Here is a 25,308-nt window from a genome sequence, read left to right as displayed (position 1 = left end):
ACGCAGACGAACAACGTAGACGAATAACGCAGACAAGAGACCATCATGGACAGACGCAGTTTTTTACGCAAGTCGGTGCTGCAAACCGGCGCCCTGATCACCGCCACTTCTGCCCTCACGGGCCTGAGCGGCTGCGGTGGCGGCGGTGACAGTGGCGGCGAGGCCATCGTGCCGCTGCCACCGACCTTCCCCGGCACAAATCAGCCCTTGCCGGCCACCCCGGCGGCCACCGGTGCCTTCAAGTTCCCGCAAAGCGTGGCCTCGGGCGACCCCAAGAGCGATGGCGCCTTGCTGTGGACGCGCGTGGTGCCCGCAGCCGCCGATGACATCCTGAGCGCCAGCACGGCCGTCAATTTCAGCGTGCGCCTTCGCATCAGCAGCGCCGACAATTCAAGCTTGCTGGGCAGCAACACGGCGCTGAGCGGCAATATCGACGCCGAAGCCGATGTGCCGGTGTTCGGCTTCTACGACAACAGCGTGCGCCACCGCATCAGCGGGCTGAAAGCCGCCACCACCTACTACTACCAGTTCACCGCCGGCGACACGCGCTCCAAGGTCGGCCGCTTCAAGACCGCGCCTGCGGCGGACGCCGACATCGACAGCGCCAAGTTCGCCTTCATGGCCTGTCAGGACTGGAGCGTCAACCATTGGGCCGGCCTCACCAGCCTGGCCAAGGAGGACATCGACTTCGTCGTCCACCTGGGCGACTACATCTACGAGGCCGTCGGCGCGGATTACCAGGCCGGCGGGGTTGAGCCCGCACACACCGCCTTGGTCCTGCCCAATGGCGGAGCCTTGCCCGGCGGCGGCAAATACGCCGCCAGCCTGGCCGACTACCGCTATCTGTACAAGCGCTACCGCAGTGATGCGCGCCTGCAAGCGGTGCACGAGCGCTTCGCCTTTGTCGCCGTCTGGGATGACCATGAGTTCTCGGACGATTGCTGGCAAGACCGCACGACCTATGACAACGGCAGCTTCAACCCCGCCACCGGCGCGGCCGACAACACCGTGCAGACCTCGCGCCGCCTCTCGGCCAGCCAGGCCTGGTTCGAGTTCATGCCGGCCGACATCAGCTTCACGCTCGACGCCGGTTACGGCATCAGCAATATCCGCATCTACCGTGATCTGAAATTCGGCAAGCTGATGCATTTGGTGATGACGGACCAGCGCCTCTACCGCGCCGACCACCTGATCCCCGAAGCCGCACCGAGCCCGCTGGACGGCAAGCCGCTGGGCCAGATCGGTGCGCGCTATATGGTGCCCGAAACCACGCTGGCCGGCATCGAGGCGCAAAAGATCGCCGCGGCGACAAGCTTGGGCCTGCCCGATCCGATGACGCTGGTGACCGTGCTCGGCACCGCGCAGCGCCAATGGTGGATGGAGACGATGAAGAACTCCACCTCGCTGTGGAAGATCTGGGGCAATGAAACCTCGCTGATGAAGATGATCGTCGACGGCGCCAAGTTACCGACAGCGCCCGCCGCGCTGAAGACCCGCTTCATACTGAATGCCGACCAATGGGACGGCTACAACGGCGAGCGCAAGCAGCTGATGGCGCATCTGGCCAGCAACAAGGTCAGCAATGTGGTGGCCGTCACCGGCGACATCCACGCCTTCTTTGCCGGCACGGTGATGGACGACTTCAATGCGGCCAGCCCGAAGCCGGTGATGGTGGACCTGGTCACCGCCGGCATCTCCAGCAATTCCTTCTTCAGCTACTTTGTCGGTGCGGCCAACTCGCCCGCGTTTGCGGCCGTCAAGCCGCTGGTGCTGGTCAACGAGGTGGCTTGCGAGGACATCGCGATCCAGATGTTGTCGGCCGCGATTGCGATGGCCTCCGGCGTCACCGACCTCAGCAATACCGCCGCCATCCAGGCCGCGGTGATGGCGGCGATCGGCGCCGGCCTGATCCCGTTGGCGGCGGTGCAGCCGACCCCGGGCCTCAGCGCCAGCCCCATCAACACCTTTGACGAAACCTTGAACGGCCATATGGGTGACACCATCGCGGCAACCAACGCGCGCTTGTCGGGCGAAGGCAAGTCGGTGCCTTGCAAGACGCTGTATCTGCTGATCGCCGACAGCCTGGCCAAGGCGCTGGGCATCCCGATCGGCTTTGTGCCGGCGGCCGAAGTCGTCAAGCGCATGAACCCGTTTGCCAACAGCACGACCGGCGTGCCGCCGAGTGCCAACAACCCTTGGCTGAGCTATGTCGACTCCAACGCGCAGGGCTATGCGGTCGTCAACGTCAGCAAGACCGAGTTGGTGTGCGACTTCAAGAAGCTAACGCCCTTGGTCGGCGGCGCCGCGCCGAGCACGCCCGTCGCGTCGGTCAAGCGTGTGCGGGTGCCGGTCGGCAAGGCGCAGGTGCTGGTCGACTGATGGTGCAGTTAGCCGGTCCGCCGGCCGAGGTGGTGAGCTCCGGCGCACCCGCGACCGGCCGTTATGCCGGTCGCATTGCGCGGATTGACTGGCGGGCCTTGAGTGGCCCGTTCCAACGCTCATGGCTCTGGCGGCGCCTGCATCACAAGCGCTGGCAATATGTGGGTCTTGGCAATGACGAGCTCTTCATTGGCTTGGCCATCGTCGACCTCGGTTGGACCTGCACCGCCTTTGCCTATGTGTTTGATCGACGCAGCAAGAGCTTGTTGGCCAACTGGCGACAAGACGGACTGCCAAGTCTGCAATGCAAAGTATCGGATCGGCCGCTGAACGGCTGCAAGGCATGGTTCCGTGGGCCGGGCGCAAGCCTGAGCCTGCAGCATCAACAGGCCACGGACAGCCTGAGCCTGAGCGTGCAAACCGGCGAGATGCAACTGCAAGCCGATCTGAGCTTGGCCGAGGCGGCGCCGATATTGCTGGCCATTGGCCCGATCGAGCATGGCGCCGCCCATGCGACGCAAAAGACCCCGGCGCTGAGCGTCAAGGGTCAGCTGCACGTCAAGGGTCAAACTTACTCCTTGGATCAAGCCGTCGCCAGCGTTGACAGCTCCAACGGCCTATTGGCCCGCAACACCGATTGGCGCTGGGCCTGCGCGCACAGCCCGGAGATGGGTTTCAATCTGCAAAGCGGCTATTTCGGCTCGAACGAAAACGCGCTCTGGCTGCATGGGGCCTTGATTCCCTTGGGCGCGGCACGTTTCGAGTTCGACCCCAAGCGGCCGCTTGAGCCTTGGCGCATCAGCACTGCCGACGGCCTGCTCGATTTGAGCTTCAGCCCCGAGGGAGCCAGGCAGGAAGACCGCAATCTGATCATCGCGGCCAGCCACTACATTCAGCCGATCGGCACGTTCAGCGGCATGGTGCGGGCTTCACTGGATGCGCCCGCCCATCAGGTCAAGGGCCTGCTCGGCGTCACCGAGGATCACCAATCGCGTTGGTGACCCCTTGTCGCCGCGTCAGCGGTAAAACGCCTCGACCTTGCCCTTGATCTTCATCATCAAGGGGTTGCCCTTGCGGTCGCGGGTCTTGGCGGCGCGCACCATCACCCAACCTTCGCTGATCGAGTATTCCTCAACGTCGGAGCGTTCCTTGCCATTCAAGCGGATGCCGATTTCATGCTGGAACACGGCCGCATTGAAATGCGGGCTGCGCTCATCTACCGACAGGCGGTCGGGGATGGCGGGCTTCTCGGCGGCTGGGGCTGCGGTGGTTTCTGGCTTGGCTTCGGTCATGATTTCTTTTGCTACTGATTTCAATGGCGCCCCAAAAGTGAATTGAAGAGGCGGACAGGCTCGATTCTCGCGGATTTAATTCACTCGCTCTTGCACAAGCGCCCCGCCGCGCGTTCTCTGCGTGAAGCCGCCGCCCAGCGAGCAGGCCATGGTCGAACCCCGCGAGCCGGTTCCGGGCAATCGCAAGGGCCAAAGCCAACACGCAAATCCGACCAAAACCCGACTTCATCCTTACGACAGGATCGCCGACCTTGAAGACACTGAGCGACATCGATAGACAGATCGATGCCCTTTGTTCACAAGCCTCAAGGAGACCCGCATCATGGTGCAACGCTGCTCATTCAAGACTCTCGCTTGTCGCTTCGCCACCAGCGCCAGCACAGCACCTTTTGTCAGCCTGCATGAAAGGCGCTCCACCAGATCCGCAGTCGGCGCGGCGCATGGAGCTCGCCGCACAAGAGCTGTTCAACTTCGGCCGGCTGCGCGAGCCCGAAGAAGCGATGTCCCACATGCAAGCCGTCAAGGGCGCACAGGTGCAGGCGGTGTTCGAGCAGTTGCTGCAGCCGGGCCGCTCAAGTCCGGCCGTGGCCCTGGCGGGCAGCGTGCCGCAGCGCGCTCGGGCCTGCGCCGAGGCACTTTTTTCCTGATCCCGAGCTGGCCGGCTTGGACTAGATTTCCGCGTCCTGCGCGATCACATCCCAGTTGCCATACAAACTCAAACCGGCCGTCCGGGCCAGGGCAATCGAGGCCGCGTTGTCGAGTTGGCAGCGATATTGGGTTTGATACCCGGCCTGAGCCGCATGGCGACAAATGGCACGCACCACTCGCCACGCCTGACCCTGGCCGCGAAACGCCGGCAAGGTCAACACACCGATGTCCGCAATTTGCGCGCCATCCCAGGGATACATGCTGGCCGCGCACATCAGCTTGCATTTCGCATCAAAGGCGCCAAACACCGCCCAGTGATCCAACTCGACCCAAGCATCATCCAAATCCTGCTCGGAAGCCTGCGACTGGAATTCGGCGAACTCCTTTTCATCGGCAGCACTCAATGCACGGATGTGGGCGGCCTGCGGCTCGGACAACAAGGCCGCCAGTGAATCATCACTGAAATGAAACACATGATCCGCACCGTGCAGGGCAATACCCGCCTCATCCAACATCAGTCGTACGCTTTCCGGCGTCAAGTCCCCGGCTTGTGGCAACAGGCCGATCTGCTGCGCCACCGCCGGCTTCAATGCCACCATCAACTTGCCCCCTGCGCGCTCCAGCAAAACCAACCGGCGCGCCTCCTCCAATGCCGGATTGATGTGCACGCTCAGGCGTTCACTGTCGAAAACCGTTGTCTCGGCAAGGAATTGGCTTTGCCAAAAAGACTCGATAACAGGAGAGAACATAGGCGTGACCGGCGCTGAATGAAGGGAAACCGAAGAGGATTGAGTCAATCATTTAATCCCTGCCCGATTATCGAGGCCCACAAGCCACGGCGAGCCAAGCGACGGCCCCGTCATGGGGCCGTCATGGGGCCGTCTAAAGAGCGAGCCTCAGTGCACAACCCGCCCGAAGTGAAACTCGCCGTCCAGCATGTCGACCGGGATCACATCCTTGGGGCCGAACTTGCCCTGCAGGATCAGCTTGGACAGCGGGTTCTCGACCCTTTGCTGGATCGCGCGCTTGAGCGGCCGCGCACCGAACACCGGATCAAAGCCGACCTTGGCCAACTCGGCCAAAGCCTCGTCGCTGACGTCCAGCTTCATCTCCAGCTTGTCCAGCCGCGACTCCAGAATCTTCAGCTGGATCTTGGCAATCGAAGCAATGTGCTTGGCGTCGAGCGCGTGGAAGATCACCGTCTCGTCGATGCGGTTCAAGAACTCCGGCCTGAAATGCGCCTTCACCTCGCCCCAGACGGCCTCCCGGATCACCTCGGCCGGCTCGCCGACCAAGCCCATGATCTGCTGAGACCCGAGGTTACTGGTCATCACGATCACCGTGTTCTTGAAGTCCACCGTGCGGCCCTGCCCGTCGGTCAGGCGGCCATCGTCCAAGACCTGCAGCAGAACATTGAAGACATCCGGGTGCGCTTTCTCGACCTCGTCCAGCAGCAGCACGCTATAGGGCTTGCGCCGCACCGCCTCGGTCAAATAGCCGCCTTCGTCATAGCCGACATAGCCGGGCGGCGCGCCGATCAGGCGTGACACCGAATGCTTCTCCATGAACTCGCTCATGTCCATGCGGATCAGGTGCTCTTCGCTGTCGAACAAAAAGCCCGCCAGCGCCTTGCACAACTCGGTCTTGCCCACGCCGGTGGGGCCGAGGAACAAGAAGGAGCCGAGCGGCCGGTTCGGGTCGCTCAGACCCGCGCGTGAGCGGCGGATCGCATCGGCCACCGCCGTGATCGCCTCGTCCTGGCCGACCACGCGCTGATGCAGCTTGCCCTCCATCTGCAGCAACTTGTCGCGTTCGCCCTGCAAGAGCTTGGAGACCGGAATGCCGGTCGCGCGCGCCACCACCTCGGCGATTTCTTCGGCGCCGACCATGGTGCGCAAGAGGCTGGGGCGAGCGCCCGCTTCACCGGCCTTGCCTGACTTGCCCGCCTCCTTGGCCTGCGCATCCTTGAGCTTGGTTTCCAGCTCGGGCAGGCGGCCATATTGCAGCTCGGCCACCTTATTGAAGTCGCCCTTGCGCTTCCATTCCTCGATCTGCTGGCGGATCTGGTCGATCTCTTCCTTCACATGGGCCGAGCCCTGCGCCTGGGCCTTTTCGGCCAGCCAGATTTCTTCCAGATCGTTGTACTCGCGTTGCAGCTTGAGCAGCTCTTCCTCGATCAAGTCAAAGCGCTTGATCGAGCCTTCGTCCTTCTCGCGCCGCACCGCCTCGCGCTCGATCTTGAGCTGGATCATGCGTCTATCGAGCTTATCCATCACCTCGGGCTTGGAGTCGATTTCGATCTTGATCTTGGCCGCCGCCTCGTCAATCAGGTCGATCGCCTTGTCGGGCAGGAAGCGGTCGGTGATGTAGCGGTGGCTCAACTCGGCCGCGGCGATGATGGCCGGGTCGGTGATCTCCACGCCATGGTGAACCTCGTACTTTTCCTGCAGGCCGCGCAGGATCGCAATCGTCGCCTCGACACTGGGCTCATCGACCAACACCTTCTGGAAGCGCCGCTCCAGCGCCGCGTCCTTCTCCACATATTTGCGGTACTCGTCCAGCGTGGTCGCACCGATGCAATGCAGCTCGCCGCGCGCCAAGGCGGGTTTCAGCATATTGCCGGCATCGATCGCACCCTCGGCCTTGCCCGCACCGACCATGGTGTGGATTTCGTCGATAAAGAGAATCGTCTGGCCTTCGTCCTGCGCCACTTCCTTCAAGACCGACTTCAGGCGTTCCTCGAAATCTCCACGGTACTTGGCGCCGGCCAAAAGCAGCGCCATGTCCAGCACCAGGATGCGTTTGTTTTTGAGTGAGTCGGGCACCTCGCCATTGACGATGCGCTGCGCCAGGCCTTCAACAATGGCCGTCTTGCCCACACCGGGCTCGCCGATCAGAACCGGGTTGTTCTTGGTGCGGCGCTGCAGCACCTGGATAGACCGGCGGATCTCATCGTCGCGCCCGATCACCGGGTCGAGCTTGCCGCTGCGCGCCCGTTCGGTCAAATCCAGCGTGTATTTTTTCAAGGACTCGCGATTGCCTTCGGCCTCCTGGCTGTCGACCTTTTGGCCACCACGCACCGCCTCGATGGCGGTCTCCAAGGCCTTGCGGCTCAGGCCATGGCCACGCGCAATGCCGGCCAGATCGGTCTTGGCATCGCTGAGCGCCAACAAGAACATCTCGCTGGCAATGAAATGGTCGCCGCGCTTGGAGGCCTCTTTTTCTGCCGCCTGCAAGAGCGACACCAGATCGCGCCCGGCGCCGACCTGCTGCCCCTCGCCCTGCACCTGCGGCAGGCCGGCAACTATGGAATCCAGTGCCGTTTTCAAGGCGGCGGTCTTGACGCCTGCCCGTTCCAGCAGCGCCTTGGGGCCGTCTTCTTGCGCCAGCATCGCAATCAAGAGATGGGCCGGCTCGATATAGGGGTTGCTGCGCGTGACGGCCGAACTCTGCGCCTCGGCCAGAGCTTCTTGGAAACGCGTGGTGAATTTATCGGGGCGCATGAATCAATCCTCCGTTAAGGGTTAGCAGGCAGATGAGGTAGGGCTTGACTGAATTCAAGAGCGGCCATCAAGCAGGACTTGCATTGACAATGCTTCTCAAATTCAACCGGCGCTTCGTATCTATGAGCTTGAACCTTTATGCGGTCTCGGTACCGGTTTTTCAACGTTATCTGAAGCAATTGAGTTCAATGCTTGATTTAGCTCAATCGCAAATCGAGGCCGGGGCGATTTCGGAACCCGACCTGCTCGCCACGCGCCTGGCACCCGATATGCTGCCGCTGCGCAGTCAGGTCGAGGTAGCCGGCGGTTTTGTGCTGCGCGCCTTGGCGCCGCTGCTCGGGCGCGAGTTGCCGGCCTTTGGCGAATACCCGGCCGGTTTGGCCGGGCTGCAAGAGCTGATTCGCGCCCGCCAGGCCTGGCTGGCCGAGTTGACACCCGAGATGTTCTTGGGTGCCGAGGCCAAACAAATCAGAGGCGACGCGGGGCACGCGACCATTACGCTGCCGGCCGTCGATTTTCTCGCCCAATTCGCGCTACCTAACTTCTTCTTTCACCTGAGCTGTGCCTACGCCATCTTGCGCCAGCAGGGAGTCACATTGAGCAAAGAAGACTTTGACGGCTTGCATCGCTGGCGTTAAGTTCAGGCATTCAAGCAATCAGCCTAGCGACAAGCACGCCAAGCCGCGCCGGCGTAGCATCGCACACAGCTTTATGGAGATCGCGCCCATGCCTAGCCTGCTCGCCAGTTTGGTTTTTTGCCTCCCAATCGGGGCTGCGCTCGCCCAAGCACAGCCGCCTAACTTGCCGAGCCAACCCTATGACGCTGAAATGGCGAATGCCGTCGGTGCGGACGAATACGGCATGCGAAAGTATGTGCTCGTGGTCCTGAAAACCGGGCCAAAGCCTATGCCCGCCGGGGCGGAACGCAGCGCGATGTTCAAAGGGCATTTTGCCAATATCAATCGCTTGGCCGCCGAGGGCAAGCTGGCCCTGGCAGGGCCTTTTGACGGTGTGGACGGCTGGCGCGGCCTGTTCATCCTGGCCGTGCCCGATATCGAAGAGGCCCGGCAGCTCACCGCCACCGACCCCGTCATCAGCAGCGGCGAGATGATCGCCGAGTACCACAAATACTACGGATCAGCGGCGCTGATGCTGGTCAACGATGGCCACAAAAAGGTAGCGAAGAAGAGCTTCTGATGCAGAGCCTGCGCGCCTAGTTCTGAGCGGTCTGCTCAAGCGCCGGGCTCAAGCCTTCCAGCCATTTCGCAAACTCCGCATCCAGGCTGCTGCCCCAGCCGCGCAGCAAGGCCTGGTAGCGCGGGTAGTCGCCGCTGCGGGTGAAGGCCAGCATCTGCTCAAGCCGAACTCGCTGCCGCTCCAGCATGAACCTGGCGGCCAAGTAACCCCAGGCATAGACGCGCTCATCGCCGCCGTTGTTCATATAGCCGGTGTCGAACAATTGGCTCAAGGCAAAGGCCTTGCTGCCCGCCGCCTTCATTGCTTTGGGATGATCTGCGCCGCGCGCAATGTACTCGGCCACACCCTCGGTCCACCAGATCAGATAGGGCGTCTGCGGCGCCGGCTTGGGGCAATTTTCCGGTGCGTCATGCGAGTCGTGCAGATTGGCGCAAAAGTCGCCGTAAAGGTTGAAGCGCCCGTCCAGATAGTGGACATATTCATGGCCGAGATTGCGCACGCTGCCGTCCTTTTTCTGGTTGGCGACGAACTCGGCGCGGTTGCCGACGCGCTCCGGCAGGCCCTCCAGATACATGCCGCCGTTATTCGTCGGCATGTCGAAATGCTGGCCGGCATAACGCACGAACTCATCGCCGGAGGCATAAATATTGGCGCGCAGGGAGTTGTTCAAATCATGTTTGACCGGCCGGCCCTCGGTGCCGAACAGGCGGTGAAAGCGGATCTCGATCGCGGCCAATTCACCGCATATCTGGGCCTCTTGCTGGGGACTCAAGGCCTGCGAGCGCAACTCGAGCGTGGCGCTGCAGCGATGGGCCCGACTCAAGACCTGCTCGACGCTGACCAAGTTTGCGGCCGCGCTGGGTGCCGAGTGATCTTCTGCGTGGCCAGGGCCGCAGCCCAGAAAAAAGCCCCATACGAGCGCCGCCTGGGCGGTCAAACTGCCGGGCGTCTTTTGGCTTGCTATCAAAACTTTTCTCCAATACGGTCAAGCGCTCCGAACGCCGCAGCTCGCAGCATTCACGCCCAATGCATAAATATATCAAAGATATATGCTTGAGCTACCTCGCCCGTATCGGTATCAACCCTGCAGTTGCTGCATCAAGCGCCAACCGGCTGCCGCACAAGCCAGGCCGCCGAGGGTGTGCAGCGCGCCATGCCACAAGGCCAGCCCGACCTCGCCGCGCTGCAGCAAGCCCAATGATTCGACCGAGAAGGCCGAGAAAGTCGTGAGCCCGCCGAGAAATCCGGTGACCAGCAGCAGCTTGAGCAGATCGTTAGGGTTGCGGCCGAACCAGGCCATCGCCATCCCGATCAACAGGCCACCGACCAGATTGACGACCAAGGTGCCGAGCGGAAAGCCGGGATAGCTGGCGTTCAGCCACAAGCCGGTGCCCCAGCGGGCCAAAGCGCCGATGGCCGCACCAGCGGCGACGGCCGCAGCCTGCAGACCCAAGGCCGCGCTCATACGCCGGCGTTGTTGGAGGCCAGACCCCAGCGCGCCAGCGCCGCATCATCGCTATCGCGCGCGTCGACCCAATGCGCGCCCTCGGGCGTGGTTTCCTTCTTCCAGAACGGGGCTTGCGTCTTCAGGTAGTCCATCAAGAATTCGCAAGCCTGAAAGGCCTGACCCCGATGTGCGGACGCCGCCAGCACCAGCACGATCTGGTCGCAGGCGGCCAAGGCGCCGACGCGGTGAATCACGCGGGCGGCGCGAAGGTCAAAGCGTGCGAAGGCAGCATCAATCATCGCCTCGATCGCCGCCTCGGTCATGCCGGGATAATGCTCCAACTCCATCGCGCTGACGCTCTGGCCGTGACTGGCATCACGCACGGTGCCTACAAAGGCAACCACCGCTCCGATGCCACCATCTTGAGCACGCAGCGCCAAGGTTTCGGCGCCGAGATCAAAGTCTTCGGTCTGGATGCTGACGCGGGGGGAATTTTTTCTCATGCCGGAATTGTGCCTGCGGCAGCAGGTAAATATCACCCGCAGGTGGGAGTAAAAAAGGCCCCGAGCTGTCGCATACTGCTGCGCAAGCGCAACCACCGGGAGAACGATATGGGACTGATGGACTTCATCAAGAAACAGTTCATAGACATTATTCAGTGGACCGAGGACTCCGACGGTACGCTGGCCTGGCGCTTCCCCATGGCCGAGATGGAAATCCAGCATGGCGCCTCGCTGACCGTGCGTGAATCGCAGATCGCCGTCTTCGTCAATGAGGGCAAGGTCGCCGATGTATTCGGCCCCGGCATGTACAAATTGACGACCCAAACCTTGCCGGTGCTGACCTATCTGAAGAACTGGGACAAGTTGTTCGAGTCGCCGTTCAAAAGCGATGTCTATTTCTTCAGCAGCCGCCAGCAGATCGATCAGCGCTGGGGCACGCAGCAGCCGGTGACGATTCGGGACAAGGACTTTGGCGCCGTGCGCCTGCGCGCCTTCGGCAACTTCGCCTACCGAATCGCCGACGCCAAGCAGTTCCACACCCAAATCTCGGGCACGCGCGAGCGCTACTCGGTGTCGGACCTGGACGGCCAACTGCGCGGCATGATGCTGCAACATATCAGCGACGCGGTCGCGCAGGCCGGCATTCCCTTCCTCGATTTGGCGGCCAACCAGATCGAGTTTGCCAAGCAATTGCAAACCGTCACCGCGCCCGAGTTCGAGAAGATCGGCCTCAAGCTGGAGAGCGTGACGCTGCAAAACGTCTCGCTGCCCGAGGAGTTGCAGAAGGTGCTGGATCAGAAAATCGGCATGGGCATGATCGGCCAGAACATGGGCCAGTTCATGCAGTACCAGACCGCGCAGGCGATCCCCAAGTTTGCCGAAGGTGCGGCCGGTGGTGGTGGCAGCGGCGTGGCCGGCGACGCGATGGGCCTGGGGGCAGGTCTTGCCATGGGTCAGGTGATGGCCCAGCAATTGCAAGCCGGCCTGGCGGGCCATGCCGCTGCGGCGCCCATCACGGGGCCTCAAAGCGCCGAGGACATCATGGCCTTGCTGGAAAAGCTCGGCGACCTCAAGACCAAGGGCATCCTGACCGACGAGGAATTCGCCGCCAAGAAGGCCGAACTGCTGAAGAAACTGGGTTGAGCCGCCGTTGACTCAAACCGGCTCACCCGACTCAAGCCAGCGCCGCTGGAGCGCGGCCTGCCCGAACTGCGGTGCGACCGTCGAGTTCGCGTCGGCGGCCTCGGCCAGCGCCGTCTGCAGCTTCTGCCGCAGCTGCCTGCTGCGCGAGGGCTCGGCGCTGCGCAAGATCGGCGTCAGCGCCGACTTGCTGAACGACTACTCGGCGCTGCAACTCGGTGCGAGCGGGCGCTTCAGCAGCGAGCCCTTCAGCATCGTCGGGCGTCTGCAAATCGGCTACAGCGGCGGCAGCTGGAATGAATGGCATGCACTGTTCGATTCGGGTAAAAGTGGCTGGCTGAGCGAGGATAACGGCCAGTTCGTGCTGAGCTTTGATGCCCCGCTGAGCGAGGCCGTGCCGCAGTCGCATGAGCTGGTTTTGGGGGACTTGATCGTCTTGGCCGGCCAGAGCTGGCGTGTCGCCGCACTCACCCTCGCCCGAGTCTTGGCCGCGCAAGGGGAACTGCCGCGCCCGCCCGACTTGCAAGGCGAGCATTGGGTCGCCGAGCTGCGCAACGCGCAGGACGAGGTCGGCACGCTGGACTATGGGCAGACCAGCGGCGCGCAATGGTCGCTGGGCCGCGCGGTGCGCCTTGAAGAGTTGGCCATGCAGGGCCTGCGGGAAGACAAAGACACCGGCCTCGCCTCGCGCGCCATCGAATGCCCGAGTTGCGGCGCCGCGCTGACGCCGCAGCTGGCCAACAGCAAAGCAATAGTCTGCGGCCAATGCCATGCGGTGGTGGACATCTCGCAGGGCGTGGGCGCCGACCTGGCACATTATGCGCAAGCGAATGGGCGCGAGCCGCAGATTGCCCTGGGCTCCGTCGGCCGCTTGGCGGTCAGCGGCGGCGCCGCCCTGCCCTGGCAGGTGGTCGGCTATCAGGAACGTTGCGACCTGCCCGTGGCGGGCAGCGACGACGAGCAGACCTTCTGGCGCGAATACCTGCTCTTCAACAAGACCGAGGGCTTCGCCTTCCTGGTTGACACCGAGGAAGGCTGGAGTTTGGTGCGGCCGCTGACCGGTGCGCCGCAAGGCAGCGGAGACAAGGTCGAATGGCAGGGCAAGAGCTTCAAGAAACGCTGGAGCTATCGAGCCAAGGTTACTTATGTGCTGGGCGAGTTTTACTGGCAGGTCGACCGCGAGCAGCAGGCCTTGGTGAGCGACTACGAAGGAGCGCAGGGCAACTCCGGCGCCCTGCTCAGCCGCGAACAAACCGCGGACGAAGTGACATGGAGTTTCGGGCGCAAGCTCGATGCCAGTGAAGTTGCCAAGGCCTTCAAGTTGGACGGCGCCCCTGGCGAAGCGCTGACGCGCGATGTTGCCAGCCTGAGCGGCAGCAACCCGCGCTTTGTTCGCAATTTCATCCTCGGTCTGTTCGCTCTGTTTTTCCTCTTCATGCTGGTGAAGTCCTGCAGCAGCCAGAGCGATGACTGCCAAGCCTATAAAGACAATTTCGGAGAAGCCAGCAGCGAGTACGCGCAGTGCAAGCGCAGCGGCGGCCCGCGCATCTACCCCGGTGGCGGCAGTTACAGCGGCGGCTCTTACGGCGGCTCGGGCAGTGGCGGCGGAGGCCACAAATGAACGCTGCAAACGAATTTATGCATTCAAGGAGATCGTTATGAATGGATTTGAATGGCTGCGCCCGGCCGTCGTGCTGGGTTCGATCTTGTATGCCGTCATCGGCGTGCTAGTGTTCTGGATCAGCTTTGTCATCATCGACAAATTGACGCCCTACAAACTCTGGGAAGAAATCGTCGAGCAGAAGAACTTGGCACTGGCCATCGTGGTGGCGTCCATGTGCATCTCGATCGGGCTGATCGTGGCCGCCGCGATTCACGGCTGAAGGCGAATGCGTGCGACGAGTGAAGTGGGGCTGGACGCGAAAAAGGATGCCGGCTCGCCGTTTGGAGCCCTCAATCGACCATTCAAGGACAGATTCCGAGCGGCGGGGCGAGGCGCAATAGGCAGATCAAGGCCCAGCACCTAAAGTGCCAACGACTCTTGTTGTATTTTTTGTTCTGCAAGATCTCGGCCACCGCGCGAAGCGGTCTTCTTCAGGAATAGCGCGGCATGTCTCACCTTACTACCGCCAACACTCGGCCGACGCCCAAGACCTGGCAGGGTCTGCTGCGCCTGACCCTGGGCTCGGCCTTGTTCTGGGCCTTGGCGGCCAGCGTGCTGTTCATCGCTGCGCCGGGCGTGGACAGTTGGGGCCGGCTGCTCGTATTCAGTGAATGTGTCGGCATGGGCATCGTGGGCACTGCGATGCTGCTCAGGACCTCGCGCTGGTTTCCAAACATCGGATCTACGTTGGGCTGGGCACTGACCGGCATCATCGCCATCCCGGCGGGCTATGTGGCCGGCCATGTGCTGGCACTCGTGATGCTTGGCGAGCCCTTTCGAGTCATGAGTCCGGGCCAGGACAGACTGCTGCCCATCGTCTTCACGCTGCTGATTGCCGGCTTCGGCCTGCACTACTTTGCCAGCCGCGAGCGCCTCGCGAACGAGGCCGCAGCGCGCTCCGAAGCCCAGCGTCTGGCGACCGAGTTCGAGCTGCGCCTGCTGCGCGCCCAGTTGGAGCCGCATATGCTGTTCAACACGCTGGCCAACCTGCGCTCCCTGGTCAGCGAAGATTCGCGGCAGGCCGAGTTCATGATCGACCAACTGATTACTTACCTGCGCAGCGCGCTGGCGGCCTCCCGAACGGAACTCAGCAGCTTGCGGGATGAATTCGCGCAATTGCGCGCCTACCTGGACATCATGTCGGTGCGCATGGGGCCGCGCCTGAGCTACCGGCTCGATCTGCCCAGCGGTCTCGAGCAGATGGCCTTGCCGCCAATGCTGCTGCAACCCTTGGTCGAGAACGCCATCAAGCATGGGCTCGAACCCAAGGTCGGCGCGGGGTGCATCGAGGTGCGCGCGCGGCGTGTCGACCTTGGGCTGGAAGCGGGGGTTGTGGCGGGGGTCGAGATTTCGGTGACCGACACCGGCCTGGGCCTATCAGCCGAAGGCGCGGCCAGGGCGCTGGCGCAGGGGCCCAACGCCAGCTATGGCTTGCAGCATGTGCGGGAACGCCTGCTTGCCGCCTACGGGCCACGCGCCAGCTTGACACTGATGCCTCAAACACCGACCGGCCTTTGTGCCAGCGTAAGGATTCCCCAATGAATACAGAAGCTAGGCCAAGTGCCCTCATCGCCGAAGATGAGCCGGTACTCGCCAGAACCTTGTCGCGTTTACTGGCCGAGGTCTGGCCCGAACTGCGAGTGATCGCCGTTGCCGAGGATGGGCTCTCCGCCATTGAGCTGGCACTCGAACAAGCGCCCGACATCATGTTTCTCGACATCAAGATGCCCGGCAAGACCGGTCTGGAAGTGGCGGAGGTGGTCGCCGACGATTGGCCGGGCGACAAGGCGGAACCGCTGTTTGTCTTCGTCACGGCCTATGACGAATTTGCCATCGCCGCGTTCGAGCACTCGGCGGTCGACTATTTGCTCAAGCCGGTCACCGCCGAGCGCTTGAGGTCTAGCGTTGAGCGACTCAAACGCCGGCTCGGTGAGCGTGCCGAGTCGCCCGCTACGGGTGAAATGGGCGCTTTGATGCAAAAGGTACAGACACTGTCCGCGTCCGCAGAGGAAATGGAAGAGAAAGAAGCACCGGAGCGGATCAAGGTTATTCGAGCGGGCGTCGGCAACACCGTCCGGATGATTCCGGTCGCCGAGGTCATTTGTTTCGAGGCCACCGAAAAATATGTGAATGTCGTCACCGCGACCGGCGAGGCGCTGGTGCGCATGAGCCTGCGTGAGCTCACGGCCAGAATAGACACCAGCGATTTCAAGCAAGTGCACCGCAGCGTGCTCGTCAACTTCAACTGCATCCTCAGCGCGACGCGCGACGAAATCGGGCATTACAGCTTGACGCTGCGCGGGCTGCAGCGCCCCATCAAGGTCAGCCGCGCGTTTAGCTACCTGTTCCGGCCGATGTAGAGCCGCTGCTCGCGCCAGAAATGACCCAGCTTGGGCCCCACTCGAATGGCGCTACTCGTCAAAAGGTGCTTGCTGAATCAGAGTTAGGAAACCCAGGCGACGCACATACAAGCCCATGCGCGAGTTCGGCGTTGCCTGCGCCTGCATCTGCATGCAGGCGCAAAACGATTGCTTGAAACCCAGGCGTGGGTGCCGGCCCAGCACACCCGCCTGCAGCGCTGCCGGCAGCTCATGGCTGCGCTGCCCGACCACATCGAAGGCAGCACCGGCCTGCAAGAGATGCGCCTCCACACCTTGCTCGATGCCGACCTCAAGATTGGGATGCAGGGTGATCGCTTGCGCCACGCAATCCAGCTGCGCCGGGGACGCGCCGGCACGCTGAAGAATGCTGCGAGCCGCAAGAGCGCTGCGCAGCGTAAAGCATTGATCGGCCGGCTGGGCAGCATGGGGAGTCAGACCAAGGTCGTGCAACATGCAAGCCGCAAAGAAGAGGTTTTTGTCGTATTCCAGATTACCATCAAGCGCCAGCAAGGTGCCCCAGGCATAGGTCCGCCAGCCATGGTTGCTCAACCACTGCGGCTGCAGCTCTTGTGCGGCGGTTGAGGCGGCAAAGGCGAGCGCATCCCAAGGCTGCTCGATGTAATCGAGGGCGCCCAAGCCCAGCCGGTCGAGCAGCTTGAGCGCAGCGGGAGTCTCGCCTGCCCGCGCCGCTTTATGCAGGCGCGCCCGCTTGCCGATTGCCGCCAGGGTCAGTCGCCAGCGCTCATTGAGCGTCAACATACCGCCGCGCCGGGTCCAGTCCAGAGTACCGATGCCCATCAGATTTCTTCAGTTTTTGGGGCAGGCGCAAGCCGGGCCACATGGGCATTGCGGACCGCAGGCGCAGGTCTGTGGCGCGGTGCTGGGCTGCTGGCAACCGCAGCGGCAGGCAGAGCCAGGGCAAGTCGCACAGCGGCAAGGGCTTTGATTTGTATCGTTCATGATTTGCTTCCTTTGGGTGAATCGAAGACGGGATGTCTTCGATGACTGGACTTTCGCTGCGATGGCTCCATGCCAACAGCTATTTGAGACGGGCTGTTGGCGGCAATGCCGGAACGGTTGCGCTTGGCGACCGAATGGTTTTGGCAAGCAAGCCCCGCAGCGGGCCAAGCCATATTGGCACCGGGCGGTCGGGCGCCTTGACCACTCAAGCGCCAATCAGCACCAGTCAGGGACGGCGCGGAACGGCTGATCACAAGTCGCTATCGCCAGCCAGCGGCACCGACGAAAGTCCAGCTCGGTGCCAGGCATTTCGCCTTCGCCGCTTGCCCTCACACCTTTTGGAGACCTCACCATGTACCGCATCATTTCCAAGCTCTCGCTGCTCGCTGCCTTCGGCATCGCCGCTTGCGCGGCTCCCCCGGACGATCTGAATCTCGCACTGACTCGCCCAACGGCCGAAGGCAAATTCATCGTCGCGCTGCAGCCGCCCGCCAAGGCGGCAGCGATCAATCAGATCCATACCTGGCAAATCAAACTGACAACAGCAGACGGCCGGCCAATCACGCATGCGGAGATTGCGGTGGACGGCGGCATGCCGCAGCATGGCCACGGTCTGCCCACTCGCCCGCAGGTCACGCGAGAGTTGGCTGACGGTATCTATTTGCTGGAAGGCATGAAGTTCAGCATGAGCGGCTGGTGGGAAATCAAGCTGGCCATCCACAGTGAAGGAGGCGGCGCCGACCAGGTGAGCTTCAACACCATCGTCGCGACGCCCGCGGCAGCGCGCTAACTGACGCTCTTCAAGCACCGAGGAAGCCTCATGCGCAAAGCCATTTCAACAAGCCTCGTACTCGGCCCGCTGCTTCTCGTCGCAGCCTCGCTGCTGAGCGGATTCAGTGCCGGACCCCAGCATCAAGCCCTCAGCGTGCGGGCACCGTGGAGCCCAGCGGAGCTCGACCTGTTGGCCTCTCTGCAGCTCAAAAATTTGCCACCCACGCCGGCAGATTCGTCGAATGCGGTGGAGGGTTCGCCCGCAGCCATTGAGCTGGGCCGGCGCCTCTTCAATGATGTTCGCTTCAGCCAGAACCAGGCGGTGTCATGCGCCAGCTGCCACGACGCGAACAAGCAATTCCAGGACGGACTGCCACTTGGGCGCGGTGTCGGCCTCGGCGCAAGGCGGGCGATGCCAATTGTCGGCAGCGCGCACAGCCCCTGGTTGTTCTGGGACGGCCGCAAAGACAGCCTCTGGTCGCAGGCGCTGGGCCCGCTGGAAGACGCCGTCGAACATGGCGGTAACCGCAGCCGCTACGCCCATCTGCTGCAAGCCCATTACCGCGCCGACTATGAGGCGATCTTCAAGCCCATGCCCGATCTGAGCGCCTTGCCGCAAGACGCCGGGCCGCTGGGAATGCCGGCCGAACAAGCCGCCTGGCGGCGGATGGACGGCAAAGCGCAAGCCGAGGTCAGCCGCGTTTTCGCCAATATGGGCAAGGCGATTGCGGCCTACGAAAAGACGCTGATCCACGGCGAATCGCGCTTTGATCGCTACGTTGTCGGCAACTTGCTGGGGGACGCAAGCGCCCAGCAAGACCTGACAGCGCAAGAGATCCAGGGCCTGCGCATATTCATCGGCAAGGGGCAATGCGTGAGCTGCCACAACGGCCCGCTATTCACCGACCAGCATTTCCACAACACGGCGGTGCCACAACGCGACCCCAGCCGGCCCGACCATGGCCGCGCAAGTGCGCTGGCCAAGGTGCAGCAAGATGAGTTCAATTGCCTCGGCCGCTTCAGTGACGCCGCGCCGGAGCAATGCCAGGAGCTGCGTTTCATGGTCAGCACCGACCCGGCCTTGGACGGCGCGTTCAAGACACCGAGCTTGCGCAATGTGAGCTTGCGGCCTCCCTATATGCATGCAGGCCAATTCAAGACCATCGCGGAGGTCATCAATCACTATGTGAAGGCGCCGGCCGCCGTCATCGGGCGGTCGGAACTGAGCAGCGCCGCCAAGGGCCGCGCCGGAACACCAAGCGAGCGCCAGCCGATCCAGCTGAACGAGCAAGAGATCAAGGACTTGGCGGACTTTCTCGCGACGCTGTCGGGCCCGATTCTTGACGCCCCAAAAAGATAAGTGCCCGCAAGCTCATTGGCTACCAACTGGAGAACAAGCTATGGAATTTTTCGTGGGCATCGCCCTTGCGCTAGCTGTCTGCGGCGGCGCCCATCTGCTGGCCATGGACCGAGACCGAGTGTTCTACCCGGCGATGATGATCGTCATCGCCACCTATTACGTCTTGTTCGCGGTGATTGATGGCGACAAGCAAGTGCTGCTGTCCGAGCTCGCCATTTCGGCCGTATTCACGGTCGTCGCCTTGCTCGGCTTCAAGCGCAATTTGTGGCTGCTTGTCGCCGCACTTGCCGGGCACGGCGTGATGGACTTCTTTCATCACAAGCTGGTTCACAACAGCGGTGTGCCGCAGGGCTGGCCAGGGTTCTGTCTGACCTTTGATGTGACAGCCGCGATATTCGTCGCTTGCATCTTGACGTCTCGTGCCGAAGGTCTTTTAGCGGCCGAGTCGGTTCCACTGACAAATCAAGCGCGGCCAACAAGCCCCGGTCACCGACCTTGAGTGCGGCGCAGGCAAGCAAAGCTCGCTGCACGACAAGCGCAGGGAAGAGGTCGACGAGCAGAAGAATGTAGCCAATCAGCAGCTTCGGCTAAGCTCGCCCTCATGTCACCTTCCGCCCCATCCAGCAACTCAGAAATCGACGCAAGCCGCATCTCCCTGCCCGAGTTGCTGCTGCTCGCCAGCGTCTTCGTCATCGCCGCCTGCGGTCTGGTCTATGAGCTGACGGCCGGTGCGCTGGCCAGTTACCTGCTCGGTGACTCGGTCCTGCAGTTCTCCACCATCATCGGCACTTATCTGTTTGCGATGGGGCTGGGCTCCTGGCTGAGCCGCTATCTGAGGCGCCAGTTGGTCGCGCAGTTTCTGAAAATCGAGTTGCTGGTGGGCTTGGTGGGCGGGTTGATGCCGGCCGCGCTTTTTCTTGCCCACAGTCTCTTGCCGCCGGGCCAGCTGGCGGCCTTTCGAGTGCTGCTTTACGGCCTGGTGCTGCTGGTCGGCGCCTTGGTCGGGCTGGAAATTCCGCTGGTCATGCGCATTCTCAAAAAGCAGTTCAGTAAGCGCTATGAGCTGGGCGATCTGGTCTCGCAGGTGCTGACATTTGACTACCTTGGCGCCCTGGTCGTGGCCTTGGCCTTCCCGCTGCTGCTGGTGCCCCATCTGGGTCTGGTGCGCACGGGCCTGTTCTTCGGGCTTTTGAATGTACTGGTGGCGATCTGGGCGCTGTGGCTATTTCGCTCACAACTGCGGGCCTGGCGCGGCCATGCCTTGGCCTGCGCCGCCAGCTTCGGCCTGCTATTGGCGGCGATGCTGGGCGCCGACCGACTGACGAGCTGGGCCGAGGACCGTTTCTACGGCGAGCACATCCTGCTGCGCGAGAGTTCGGACTATCAGCGCGTCGTCGTCACCCAGGGCAATGCGGGCGTGCGTCTGTTCCTGAACGGCAATCTGCAATTCCATTCCAAGGACGAATACCGCTATCACGAGGCCTTGGTGCATCCGGCGATGGCCGGCCATGGCGCGCCGAAAAATGTTTTGATCTTGGGCGGCGGCGACGGCATGGCGGTGCGGGAGGTATTGCGTTACCCGAGCGTGCAAAGCGTCACCCTGGTCGAGCTGGACCCGCATATGACGCGGCTGTTCTCGACCCTGCCCCTGCTGCGCCAGCTCAACGGCGACGCGCTGCTTTCGCCGAAGCTGAAGATCGTCAACGCCGATGCTTTCGGCTGGCTGGAGCAGCAGGCCGGGCATTTTGATGTGATCGTGATCGACTTCCCCGACCCCAGCAATTTCGCGCTGGGCAAGCTCTACACGACGAGCTTCTATCAGCTGATTGACCAGCATCTGACGGCCGGCGGCTACGCGGTGGTGCAGACCACCTCGCCCTTGATCGCCAGGCGCAGCTTCTGGACCGTGGTCAGCACGCTGGAGGCAGTCGGCCTGACGACGACCCCCTACCACGCCCATGTGCCCAGCTTTGGCGAATGGGGCTTTGTGCTGGCCGGCCGGCGCCCCTGGGCGCCGCCGCGCGCGCTGCCCGCCGGGCTGAAGTTTCTGGACCTGGCCGGCCTGCCCGCGCTGATGAATTTTCCGCCCGATATGGCGCGCCTGCCGACCGAGGTGAACCGCCTGTCGAACCAGCAACTGGTGCATGAGTTCGAGGCGGAATGGGGCAAGGTGCATTGAGTGCGGCGGCGTGAATTATTGATGGGCAGCGCTTCGCTGCTGCTGGCGGGCTGTGAGGCACCCCTTGCAGAAACGGCGGGCGGCTGGGTCGGTGGCGCCCATGCCGAACGCGGCCACCGCCTGCGCGCTGAGCCACCAAAGGCAGGCGATGGCCCGCTGCGACGAACCCAGGTGCTGATCATCGGGGCGGGGGTGTCAGGTCTTGCCTGCGCAAGAGGTTTGAGCCAGGCCGGCATAGCCGACTTCGCGCTCCTGGAGTTGGAGGACGAGGTCGGAGGCAATAGTCGCGCTCACAAAATGGGCGGCATGGTCTGCCCGACCGGCGCGCATTACCTCCCTCTGCCCGGCCCGCATTCGCACGAGGTGTACCAACTGCTTGAAGAGTTGGGGCTGGTGCGGCAGCGACTCGGCCGCCCGGTCTGGGACGAGCGCCACCTCTGCCACAGCCCGCAGGAGCGGCTGTTTTTTGACGCTGCCTGGCATGACGGTTTGCTGCCACCGGCGCAGACCGCCTCGGCACAAGCACAACAGCGCTTGTTCGAACGCGCCGTCGAGGCCGCGCAGGCGCAGTTGGGCTTCGCCATGCCGACGCGCCGCGCACCTTGGACGCCGGGCCATGCCGCCTTGGACGGCCAAAGCTTTGCCGCCTGGTTGACAAGTCAAGGGCTGAGCGACCCGCATCTGCGCTGGTATCTGGACTACTGCTGCCGGGATGACTATGGCGCCGGCCTACAAGATGTGTCGGCCTGGGCGGGGCTGCATTACTTTGCCAGCCGCCACGGCTTTCATCCGGCAGGCTCGAGCGCCGAGCGCGAAGCGGTGCTGACCTGGCCGCAGGGCAACGCGTTTTTGACCGACGCGATCGCGGCCCCGGTGACGGCGCAGATCCACCGCGGCCGCAGCGTCTTGAGGGTGGAGTCGGGCAAACATCAGGTTGAGCTCCTGGTCTGGAACGAAGCGAGGCAGAGCGCCGAGCGCTGGCAGGCCGAGCAGCTGGTGCTGGCCACACCGCTTTTCATCGCCAACAAGCTGCTGGGCCAAGGCCTCGCGCCACTGAAGGCCGCCGCCGAACAAATGCGTTATGCCCCCTGGCTGGTCGCCAATCTGCAGCTGAAAGGCCCGCTCTTGCAGCGCAGCGGCGCGCCGCCTGCCTGGGACAATGTGATCTACGCCAGCCAGGGCTTGGGCTATGTCGATGCGATGCACCAGAGCCTCAAACCGCAGGCCGGTGCGACCGTGCTGAGCGCCTACTGGGCGCTGCCTCAAGCACGGCGCGGCGAGCTGCTTCGACAAGACTGGCGGCATTGGCTGAGGCAGATATTGGCCGACTTGATGCCGGTTCACCCCGATCTGCTTGGCCAGATCGAGCGCGCCGATCTGGTGCGCTGGGGCCACGCGATGAGCATCCCTGTGCCGGGGCTGCGTGGCTCGGCGGCGCTCAGCGCGCTTCAGCAGCCACAAGGCCGGTTGCATTTCGCGCACAGCGATCTGGCCGGCTACTCGGTGTTTGAGGAGGCTTATACGCAGGGCTTCGACTTGGCCTCAAAGCTGGCGGCCCGCCTCGGCCGCCGTTAGAGATCACCCATTTCACCGCAAAGCCATCGCTGCGGCCTGCAAATACTGCGGATCACCATAGACCGCCATTTCTTCTCGGCAGGCATGCACCAGCTTGATGACATGGTCGTCTTCGGCTTGGGTTGCGGCGTCGGCGAGCTCGGCCCAGTTCAAGCCATTTTTGGGCTCCGGAGTGTCTCGCCATTGCACACGCCCGGCCATATAGGCGGCGACAAAGGCCTGAGTCAGAATGGCCTGCACCTGTATTTGAAAGTTCGGCTCGGCCGGTATCCAGGGTGCCAACACACGCACAGCGCGCAGGCCGGTGATCATGTGCAGCACGGTGAAATTGGCGCTGTGCAAGTAATAGTCCAAGGCCAGGCTCGCCAGCTCCGCCACGCGAGCCAGCAAGGTCGGCGCCGCGGCAGGCGCGGCCCACACTAACTCGGCATACACAGGCCTGGCGCTGGCCTCCATCATGCGCAGAAAAATCAAGGGCGCCTCACTGCGCCAGGTGGATGCGCCCGCCACCAAGCGCTCGGACCAAGCAGGCAAGTTCAAGGACTCAACACCGCTTTGCACGGCTGGCGCCGGCAACTGCTGCCAACGACTGGCCCAATAGGCCAAGGCCGCCACCAACTCGGGGCCGTGCCCACCCTCCACCGCATGGGCCAGCCGGATCGCGCCATGAAAAGCGACCGCCGATATGCCCGGCAACAAATCGGGCAAAACCCGGCGCAGCAATGCGTCACGCCCTTCAGCCGCCAAGGCCAACTCAAAGTAGCTGCGCAGGGCGCTGTAAGCCGACCAGTCGCCACGCAAGCTCAGCCAGTCCTCAGGGGCCGCTACCGCAGACGGTGCCACCATGCCTTCGAATCGACGGCTATAGCTATTGAAGAAGGCGGCCATGCGCGCCTCGTCGGCACCCAGGCTGTGCAAGGCATGCAAGGCCATGGGCAGATGGCTGCTGAGTTGGTCGCCGTACTCGAGCGGGAATTGCCGCAGATTGAGTTCCAGCCAAGGGGCCAATGCGGAGATGTTTGCTTGTGCGTGGGTCATGATGCGCTTGATTAAGGTAGCAAGGCCTCTATACTGAAAGTTCAAGTGAACTTGAAGTCAAGCGATTTTTTCGAACCATGTCCAACAAGCCAGACTCCACATCAAAAGCCACATCAAAGAGCGCATCAAAGACGGCAGCGGCCGAGACCCGGCTGACGATCGGCGACTTGGTCAAACGCAGTGGCGTGGCCGCCAGTGCGCTGCGCTTTTATGAAGAGCAGGGGCTGCTGAGCAGCCAGCGCAGCGCAAGTGAAAGCAAACAAGGCGGCCGGCGCCACTATGCGCGAGGCGACTTGCGCCGACTGGCTTTTATTCGCGCGGCGCAAACGGTCGGTTTGAGCCTGGAGCAGATTCGCGCCGCCTTGGCCGAATTGCCCGAGGGGCGCACGCCGACCCCGGCCGACTGGCAGCGCCTGTCGACGTCCTGGCGCCCAATCCTGGACCAGCGCATTGCAGAGTTGACTAGGCTGCGCGACACCTTGAGCTCATGCATTGGCTGCGGCTGCTTGTCGCTGAGCAAATGCGCGCTCTACAACCCCGCAGACGCGGCCGGCAAGGCCGGCGCGGGCGCGCGCTACTTGATCGGCGACAGCGCGGCGAAGGTGATGGCCGAGGCCGCTAAATCTGCGCCAGCCCGCCGCGCTGCAGCGCCTGCTGCTGCACCTGTTCGGGTGCGAAAGCGCTGATCAGGCGCGCCATCAAGGCCTGCGCACGGGAACTATTGTCCTGGCCCATATTGCAGACATAGACATCCAGCGTCACGCCACCCAGTTCGGGCCAGGTGTGAACGGCCAGATGCGACTCGGCCAAGAGCACGACGCCGGTGATGCCGGACTGCGTTTCGCCCGGCGCAGGAACGAAGCGGTGAAACAACTCGGCCACCGCGCCCAAGCCGGCCTGCGCCACCGCTGCCACGCAGATTGCTTGCAGCGCGGCGGGATCGAGCATCTCCGGCAGATCGGCGCGAACACCGCTCAAATCGGCGCACAGGTGCAGGCCTTGCATGGCGCGAGAACGGGCTCAGCCGCCAGTCACGGGTGGGAAGAAGGCCACCTCGGCGCCATCGCCAATGACGGCATCTTCGGCACATAACTGCTGATTCACCGCACAGCGAACCGCGCGGCCACGGGCCAGCAATTCCGCATGCGCGTCCGAGCGGGCCAGCAGCAAGTCACGCAGCCCGGCCACCGTCGTGCCGGCCGGCAAGGTCAAGGCCTCGTTGGCACCCAGGCGCTCGCGCAAGGACGCAAAGAATTTCAGACGAATGGTGAT

At 63.0% G+C, this 25,308-nt stretch carries 26 protein-coding genes; 16 read left to right on the top strand and 10 right to left on the bottom strand.

Annotated elements, in window-relative coordinates; genetic code table 11:
* Positions 1-45: 45 nt before the first annotated feature.
* Together LNV07_RS02215 and LNV07_RS02210 are read left to right on the top strand one after the other, a co-directional pair.
* Positions 46-2,379: an alkaline phosphatase D family protein gene (locus LNV07_RS02215; RefSeq protein WP_263569524.1), complete on the top strand. Its 2,334-nt coding sequence runs from the start codon at positions 46-48 to the stop codon at positions 2,377-2,379.
* Positions 2,379-3,380: a DUF2804 domain-containing protein gene (locus LNV07_RS02210; protein WP_263569523.1), complete on the top strand. Its 1,002-nt coding sequence runs from the start codon at positions 2,379-2,381 to the stop codon at positions 3,378-3,380. Before LNV07_RS02215 ends, LNV07_RS02210 begins: the two co-directional genes overlap by 1 nt.
* A 15-nt stretch (positions 3,381-3,395) precedes the next feature.
* Here LNV07_RS02210 and LNV07_RS02205 read toward each other — a convergent pair whose 3' ends face one another.
* On the bottom strand, positions 3,396-3,671 hold the full coding sequence (locus LNV07_RS02205; RefSeq protein WP_263569522.1) for a DUF3297 family protein: 276 nt from the start codon (positions 3,669-3,671) through the stop codon (positions 3,396-3,398).
* A 401-nt stretch (positions 3,672-4,072) separates the two neighbouring features.
* Here LNV07_RS02205 and LNV07_RS02200 point away from each other — a divergent pair, with 401 nt between their 5' ends.
* The gene (locus LNV07_RS02200) at positions 4,073-4,318 is read left to right on the top strand and encodes a hypothetical protein (RefSeq protein ID WP_263569521.1); all 246 of its coding nucleotides are present in this window, start codon (positions 4,073-4,075) and stop codon (positions 4,316-4,318) included.
* 21 nt (positions 4,319-4,339) lie between these two features.
* On the opposite strand, the gene LNV07_RS02195 is transcribed toward LNV07_RS02200, so the two are convergent.
* Positions 4,340-5,068 carry a GNAT family N-acetyltransferase gene (locus LNV07_RS02195; RefSeq protein WP_263569520.1) on the bottom strand — a complete coding sequence of 243 codons (729 nt, stop codon included), beginning with the start codon at positions 5,066-5,068 and terminating at the stop codon, positions 4,340-4,342.
* A gap of 147 nt (positions 5,069-5,215) precedes the next feature.
* Positions 5,216-7,822: an ATP-dependent chaperone ClpB gene (gene clpB, locus LNV07_RS02190; RefSeq protein WP_263569519.1), complete on the bottom strand. Its 2,607-nt coding sequence runs from the start codon at positions 7,820-7,822 to the stop codon at positions 5,216-5,218.
* A gap of 122 nt (positions 7,823-7,944) precedes the next feature.
* Between clpB and LNV07_RS02185 the strand changes: the two genes are divergently transcribed.
* Both LNV07_RS02185 and LNV07_RS02180 read left to right on the top strand, forming a co-directional pair.
* Positions 7,945-8,460 (top strand): DUF1993 domain-containing protein, encoded by a 516-nt coding sequence (locus tag LNV07_RS02185; protein ID WP_263569518.1) that lies wholly within the window; start codon positions 7,945-7,947, stop codon positions 8,458-8,460.
* A 190-nt stretch (positions 8,461-8,650) separates the two neighbouring features.
* On the top strand, positions 8,651-9,019 hold the full coding sequence (locus tag LNV07_RS02180; RefSeq protein ID WP_263569517.1) for a YciI family protein: 369 nt from the start codon (positions 8,651-8,653) through the stop codon (positions 9,017-9,019).
* A 16-nt stretch (positions 9,020-9,035) separates the two neighbouring features.
* Here the strand turns inward: LNV07_RS02180 and LNV07_RS02175 are convergent, their stop codons facing one another.
* From LNV07_RS02175 to LNV07_RS02165, 3 genes are all read right to left on the bottom strand, one after another.
* Entirely contained in the window at positions 9,036-9,986 is a 951-nt protein-coding gene (locus LNV07_RS02175) for a collagenase (protein WP_263569516.1), read from the bottom strand.
* A 111-nt stretch (positions 9,987-10,097) separates the two neighbouring features.
* Positions 10,098-10,484, bottom strand: coding sequence for a fluoride efflux transporter CrcB (crcB, locus tag LNV07_RS02170; protein WP_263569515.1), 387 nt, complete (start codon positions 10,482-10,484; stop codon positions 10,098-10,100).
* Positions 10,481-10,969 carry a molybdenum cofactor biosynthesis protein MoaE gene (locus tag LNV07_RS02165; RefSeq protein WP_263569514.1) on the bottom strand — a complete coding sequence of 163 codons (489 nt, stop codon included), beginning with the start codon at positions 10,967-10,969 and terminating at the stop codon, positions 10,481-10,483. The genes crcB and LNV07_RS02165 overlap by 4 nt, the downstream gene beginning before the upstream one ends.
* A gap of 108 nt (positions 10,970-11,077) precedes the next feature.
* Between LNV07_RS02165 and LNV07_RS02160 the strand changes: the two genes are divergently transcribed.
* From LNV07_RS02160 to LNV07_RS02140, 5 genes are all read left to right on the top strand, one after another.
* Positions 11,078-12,112: an SPFH domain-containing protein gene (locus LNV07_RS02160; RefSeq protein WP_263569513.1), complete on the top strand. Its 1,035-nt coding sequence runs from the start codon at positions 11,078-11,080 to the stop codon at positions 12,110-12,112.
* 7 nt (positions 12,113-12,119) lie between these two features.
* Entirely contained in the window at positions 12,120-13,730 is a 1,611-nt protein-coding gene (locus tag LNV07_RS02155) for a DUF4178 domain-containing protein (RefSeq protein WP_263569512.1), read from the top strand.
* 37 nt (positions 13,731-13,767) lie between these two features.
* Entirely contained in the window at positions 13,768-13,992 is a 225-nt protein-coding gene (locus LNV07_RS02150; protein WP_263569511.1) for a DUF350 domain-containing protein, read from the top strand.
* A 227-nt stretch (positions 13,993-14,219) separates the two neighbouring features.
* Positions 14,220-15,314, top strand: coding sequence for a sensor histidine kinase (locus LNV07_RS02145; protein ID WP_263569510.1), 1,095 nt, complete (start codon positions 14,220-14,222; stop codon positions 15,312-15,314).
* A complete protein-coding gene (locus LNV07_RS02140; RefSeq protein ID WP_263569509.1) occupies positions 15,311-16,132 on the top strand; it encodes a LytR/AlgR family response regulator transcription factor in 822 nt (273 codons plus the stop codon). Before LNV07_RS02145 ends, LNV07_RS02140 begins: the two co-directional genes overlap by 4 nt.
* Positions 16,133-16,183: 51 nt before the next feature.
* Here LNV07_RS02140 and LNV07_RS02135 read toward each other — a convergent pair whose 3' ends face one another.
* Positions 16,184-16,951 (bottom strand): HD domain-containing protein, encoded by a 768-nt coding sequence (locus tag LNV07_RS02135; RefSeq protein WP_263569508.1) that lies wholly within the window; start codon positions 16,949-16,951, stop codon positions 16,184-16,186.
* 514 nt (positions 16,952-17,465) lie between these two features.
* Here LNV07_RS02135 and LNV07_RS02130 point away from each other — a divergent pair.
* From LNV07_RS02130 to LNV07_RS02110, 5 genes are all read left to right on the top strand, one after another.
* Positions 17,466-17,903 (top strand): FixH family protein, encoded by a 438-nt coding sequence (locus LNV07_RS02130; RefSeq protein WP_263569507.1) that lies wholly within the window; start codon positions 17,466-17,468, stop codon positions 17,901-17,903.
* Positions 17,904-17,933: 30 nt separating this feature from the next.
* Entirely contained in the window at positions 17,934-19,244 is a 1,311-nt protein-coding gene (locus LNV07_RS02125) for a cytochrome-c peroxidase (RefSeq protein ID WP_263569506.1), read from the top strand.
* Positions 19,225-19,743: a hypothetical protein gene (locus LNV07_RS02120; protein WP_263569505.1), complete on the top strand. Its 519-nt coding sequence runs from the start codon at positions 19,225-19,227 to the stop codon at positions 19,741-19,743. The genes LNV07_RS02125 and LNV07_RS02120 overlap by 20 nt, the downstream gene beginning before the upstream one ends.
* 102 nt (positions 19,744-19,845) lie before the next feature.
* Positions 19,846-21,423: a polyamine aminopropyltransferase gene (locus LNV07_RS02115; RefSeq protein WP_263569504.1), complete on the top strand. Its 1,578-nt coding sequence runs from the start codon at positions 19,846-19,848 to the stop codon at positions 21,421-21,423.
* 21 nt (positions 21,424-21,444) lie between these two features.
* On the top strand, positions 21,445-22,998 hold the full coding sequence (locus tag LNV07_RS02110) for a flavin monoamine oxidase family protein (RefSeq protein ID WP_263569503.1): 1,554 nt from the start codon (positions 21,445-21,447) through the stop codon (positions 22,996-22,998).
* Positions 22,999-23,010: 12 nt separating this feature from the next.
* Here LNV07_RS02110 and LNV07_RS02105 read toward each other — a convergent pair whose 3' ends face one another.
* Complete coding sequence (locus LNV07_RS02105; protein WP_263569502.1) at positions 23,011-24,036, bottom strand: questin oxidase family protein; 1,026 nt, start codon at positions 24,034-24,036, stop codon at positions 23,011-23,013.
* 77 nt (positions 24,037-24,113) lie between these two features.
* On the opposite strand from LNV07_RS02105, the gene soxR reads away from it, so the two are divergent.
* On the top strand, positions 24,114-24,722 hold the full coding sequence (gene soxR, locus LNV07_RS02100; RefSeq protein WP_263569501.1) for a redox-sensitive transcriptional activator SoxR: 609 nt from the start codon (positions 24,114-24,116) through the stop codon (positions 24,720-24,722).
* On the opposite strand, the gene speD is transcribed toward soxR, so the two are convergent.
* Together speD and moaD are read right to left on the bottom strand one after the other, a co-directional pair.
* Positions 24,655-25,041, bottom strand: a complete 387-nt coding sequence (gene speD / locus LNV07_RS02095; protein WP_263569500.1) for an adenosylmethionine decarboxylase — start codon at positions 25,039-25,041, stop codon at positions 24,655-24,657. The genes soxR and speD overlap by 68 nt on opposite strands.
* 15 nt (positions 25,042-25,056) lie before the next feature.
* The gene (moaD, locus tag LNV07_RS02090) at positions 25,057-25,308 is read right to left on the bottom strand and encodes a molybdopterin converting factor subunit 1 (RefSeq protein WP_263569753.1); all 252 of its coding nucleotides are present in this window, start codon (positions 25,306-25,308) and stop codon (positions 25,057-25,059) included.

The sequence above is a fragment of the Roseateles oligotrophus genome, assembly GCF_025717515.1.
Classification (GTDB): domain Bacteria; phylum Pseudomonadota; class Gammaproteobacteria; order Burkholderiales; family Burkholderiaceae_C; genus Paucibacter_A; species Paucibacter_A oligotrophus.
This window is presented reverse-complemented; position numbering and strand designations above follow the sequence as displayed.

Excerpts from the sequence above, each read along its gene's own strand:
- LNV07_RS02215 (WP_263569524.1), top strand. The coding sequence starts at position 46 with ATGGACAGACGCAGTTTTTTACGCAAGTCGGTGCTGCAAACCGGCGCC.
- LNV07_RS02210 (WP_263569523.1), top strand. The coding sequence starts at position 2,379 with ATGGTGCAGTTAGCCGGTCCGCCGGCCGAGGTGGTGAGCTCCGGCGCA.
- LNV07_RS02205 (WP_263569522.1), bottom strand. The coding sequence starts at position 3,671 with ATGACCGAAGCCAAGCCAGAAACCACCGCAGCCCCAGCCGCCGAGAAG.
- LNV07_RS02200 (WP_263569521.1), top strand. The coding sequence starts at position 4,073 with ATGAAAGGCGCTCCACCAGATCCGCAGTCGGCGCGGCGCATGGAGCTC.
- LNV07_RS02195 (WP_263569520.1), bottom strand. The coding sequence starts at position 5,068 with ATGTTCTCTCCTGTTATCGAGTCTTTTTGGCAAAGCCAATTCCTTGCC.
- clpB (WP_263569519.1), bottom strand. The coding sequence starts at position 7,822 with ATGCGCCCCGATAAATTCACCACGCGTTTCCAAGAAGCTCTGGCCGAG.
- LNV07_RS02185 (WP_263569518.1), top strand. The coding sequence starts at position 7,945 with ATGAGCTTGAACCTTTATGCGGTCTCGGTACCGGTTTTTCAACGTTAT.
- LNV07_RS02180 (WP_263569517.1), top strand. The coding sequence starts at position 8,651 with ATGGCGAATGCCGTCGGTGCGGACGAATACGGCATGCGAAAGTATGTG.
- crcB (WP_263569515.1), bottom strand. The coding sequence starts at position 10,484 with ATGAGCGCGGCCTTGGGTCTGCAGGCTGCGGCCGTCGCCGCTGGTGCG.
- LNV07_RS02165 (WP_263569514.1), bottom strand. The coding sequence starts at position 10,969 with ATGAGAAAAAATTCCCCCCGCGTCAGCATCCAGACCGAAGACTTTGAT.
- LNV07_RS02160 (WP_263569513.1), top strand. The coding sequence starts at position 11,078 with ATGGGACTGATGGACTTCATCAAGAAACAGTTCATAGACATTATTCAG.
- LNV07_RS02150 (WP_263569511.1), top strand. The coding sequence starts at position 13,768 with ATGAATGGATTTGAATGGCTGCGCCCGGCCGTCGTGCTGGGTTCGATC.
- LNV07_RS02145 (WP_263569510.1), top strand. The coding sequence starts at position 14,220 with ATGTCTCACCTTACTACCGCCAACACTCGGCCGACGCCCAAGACCTGG.
- LNV07_RS02140 (WP_263569509.1), top strand. The coding sequence starts at position 15,311 with ATGAATACAGAAGCTAGGCCAAGTGCCCTCATCGCCGAAGATGAGCCG.
- LNV07_RS02135 (WP_263569508.1), bottom strand. The coding sequence starts at position 16,951 with ATGGGCATCGGTACTCTGGACTGGACCCGGCGCGGCGGTATGTTGACG.
- LNV07_RS02130 (WP_263569507.1), top strand. The coding sequence starts at position 17,466 with ATGTACCGCATCATTTCCAAGCTCTCGCTGCTCGCTGCCTTCGGCATC.
- LNV07_RS02125 (WP_263569506.1), top strand. The coding sequence starts at position 17,934 with ATGCGCAAAGCCATTTCAACAAGCCTCGTACTCGGCCCGCTGCTTCTC.
- LNV07_RS02115 (WP_263569504.1), top strand. The coding sequence starts at position 19,846 with ATGTCACCTTCCGCCCCATCCAGCAACTCAGAAATCGACGCAAGCCGC.
- LNV07_RS02110 (WP_263569503.1), top strand. The coding sequence starts at position 21,445 with ATGGGCAGCGCTTCGCTGCTGCTGGCGGGCTGTGAGGCACCCCTTGCA.
- LNV07_RS02105 (WP_263569502.1), bottom strand. The coding sequence starts at position 24,036 with ATGACCCACGCACAAGCAAACATCTCCGCATTGGCCCCTTGGCTGGAA.
- soxR (WP_263569501.1), top strand. The coding sequence starts at position 24,114 with ATGTCCAACAAGCCAGACTCCACATCAAAAGCCACATCAAAGAGCGCA.
- speD (WP_263569500.1), bottom strand. The coding sequence starts at position 25,041 with ATGCAAGGCCTGCACCTGTGCGCCGATTTGAGCGGTGTTCGCGCCGAT.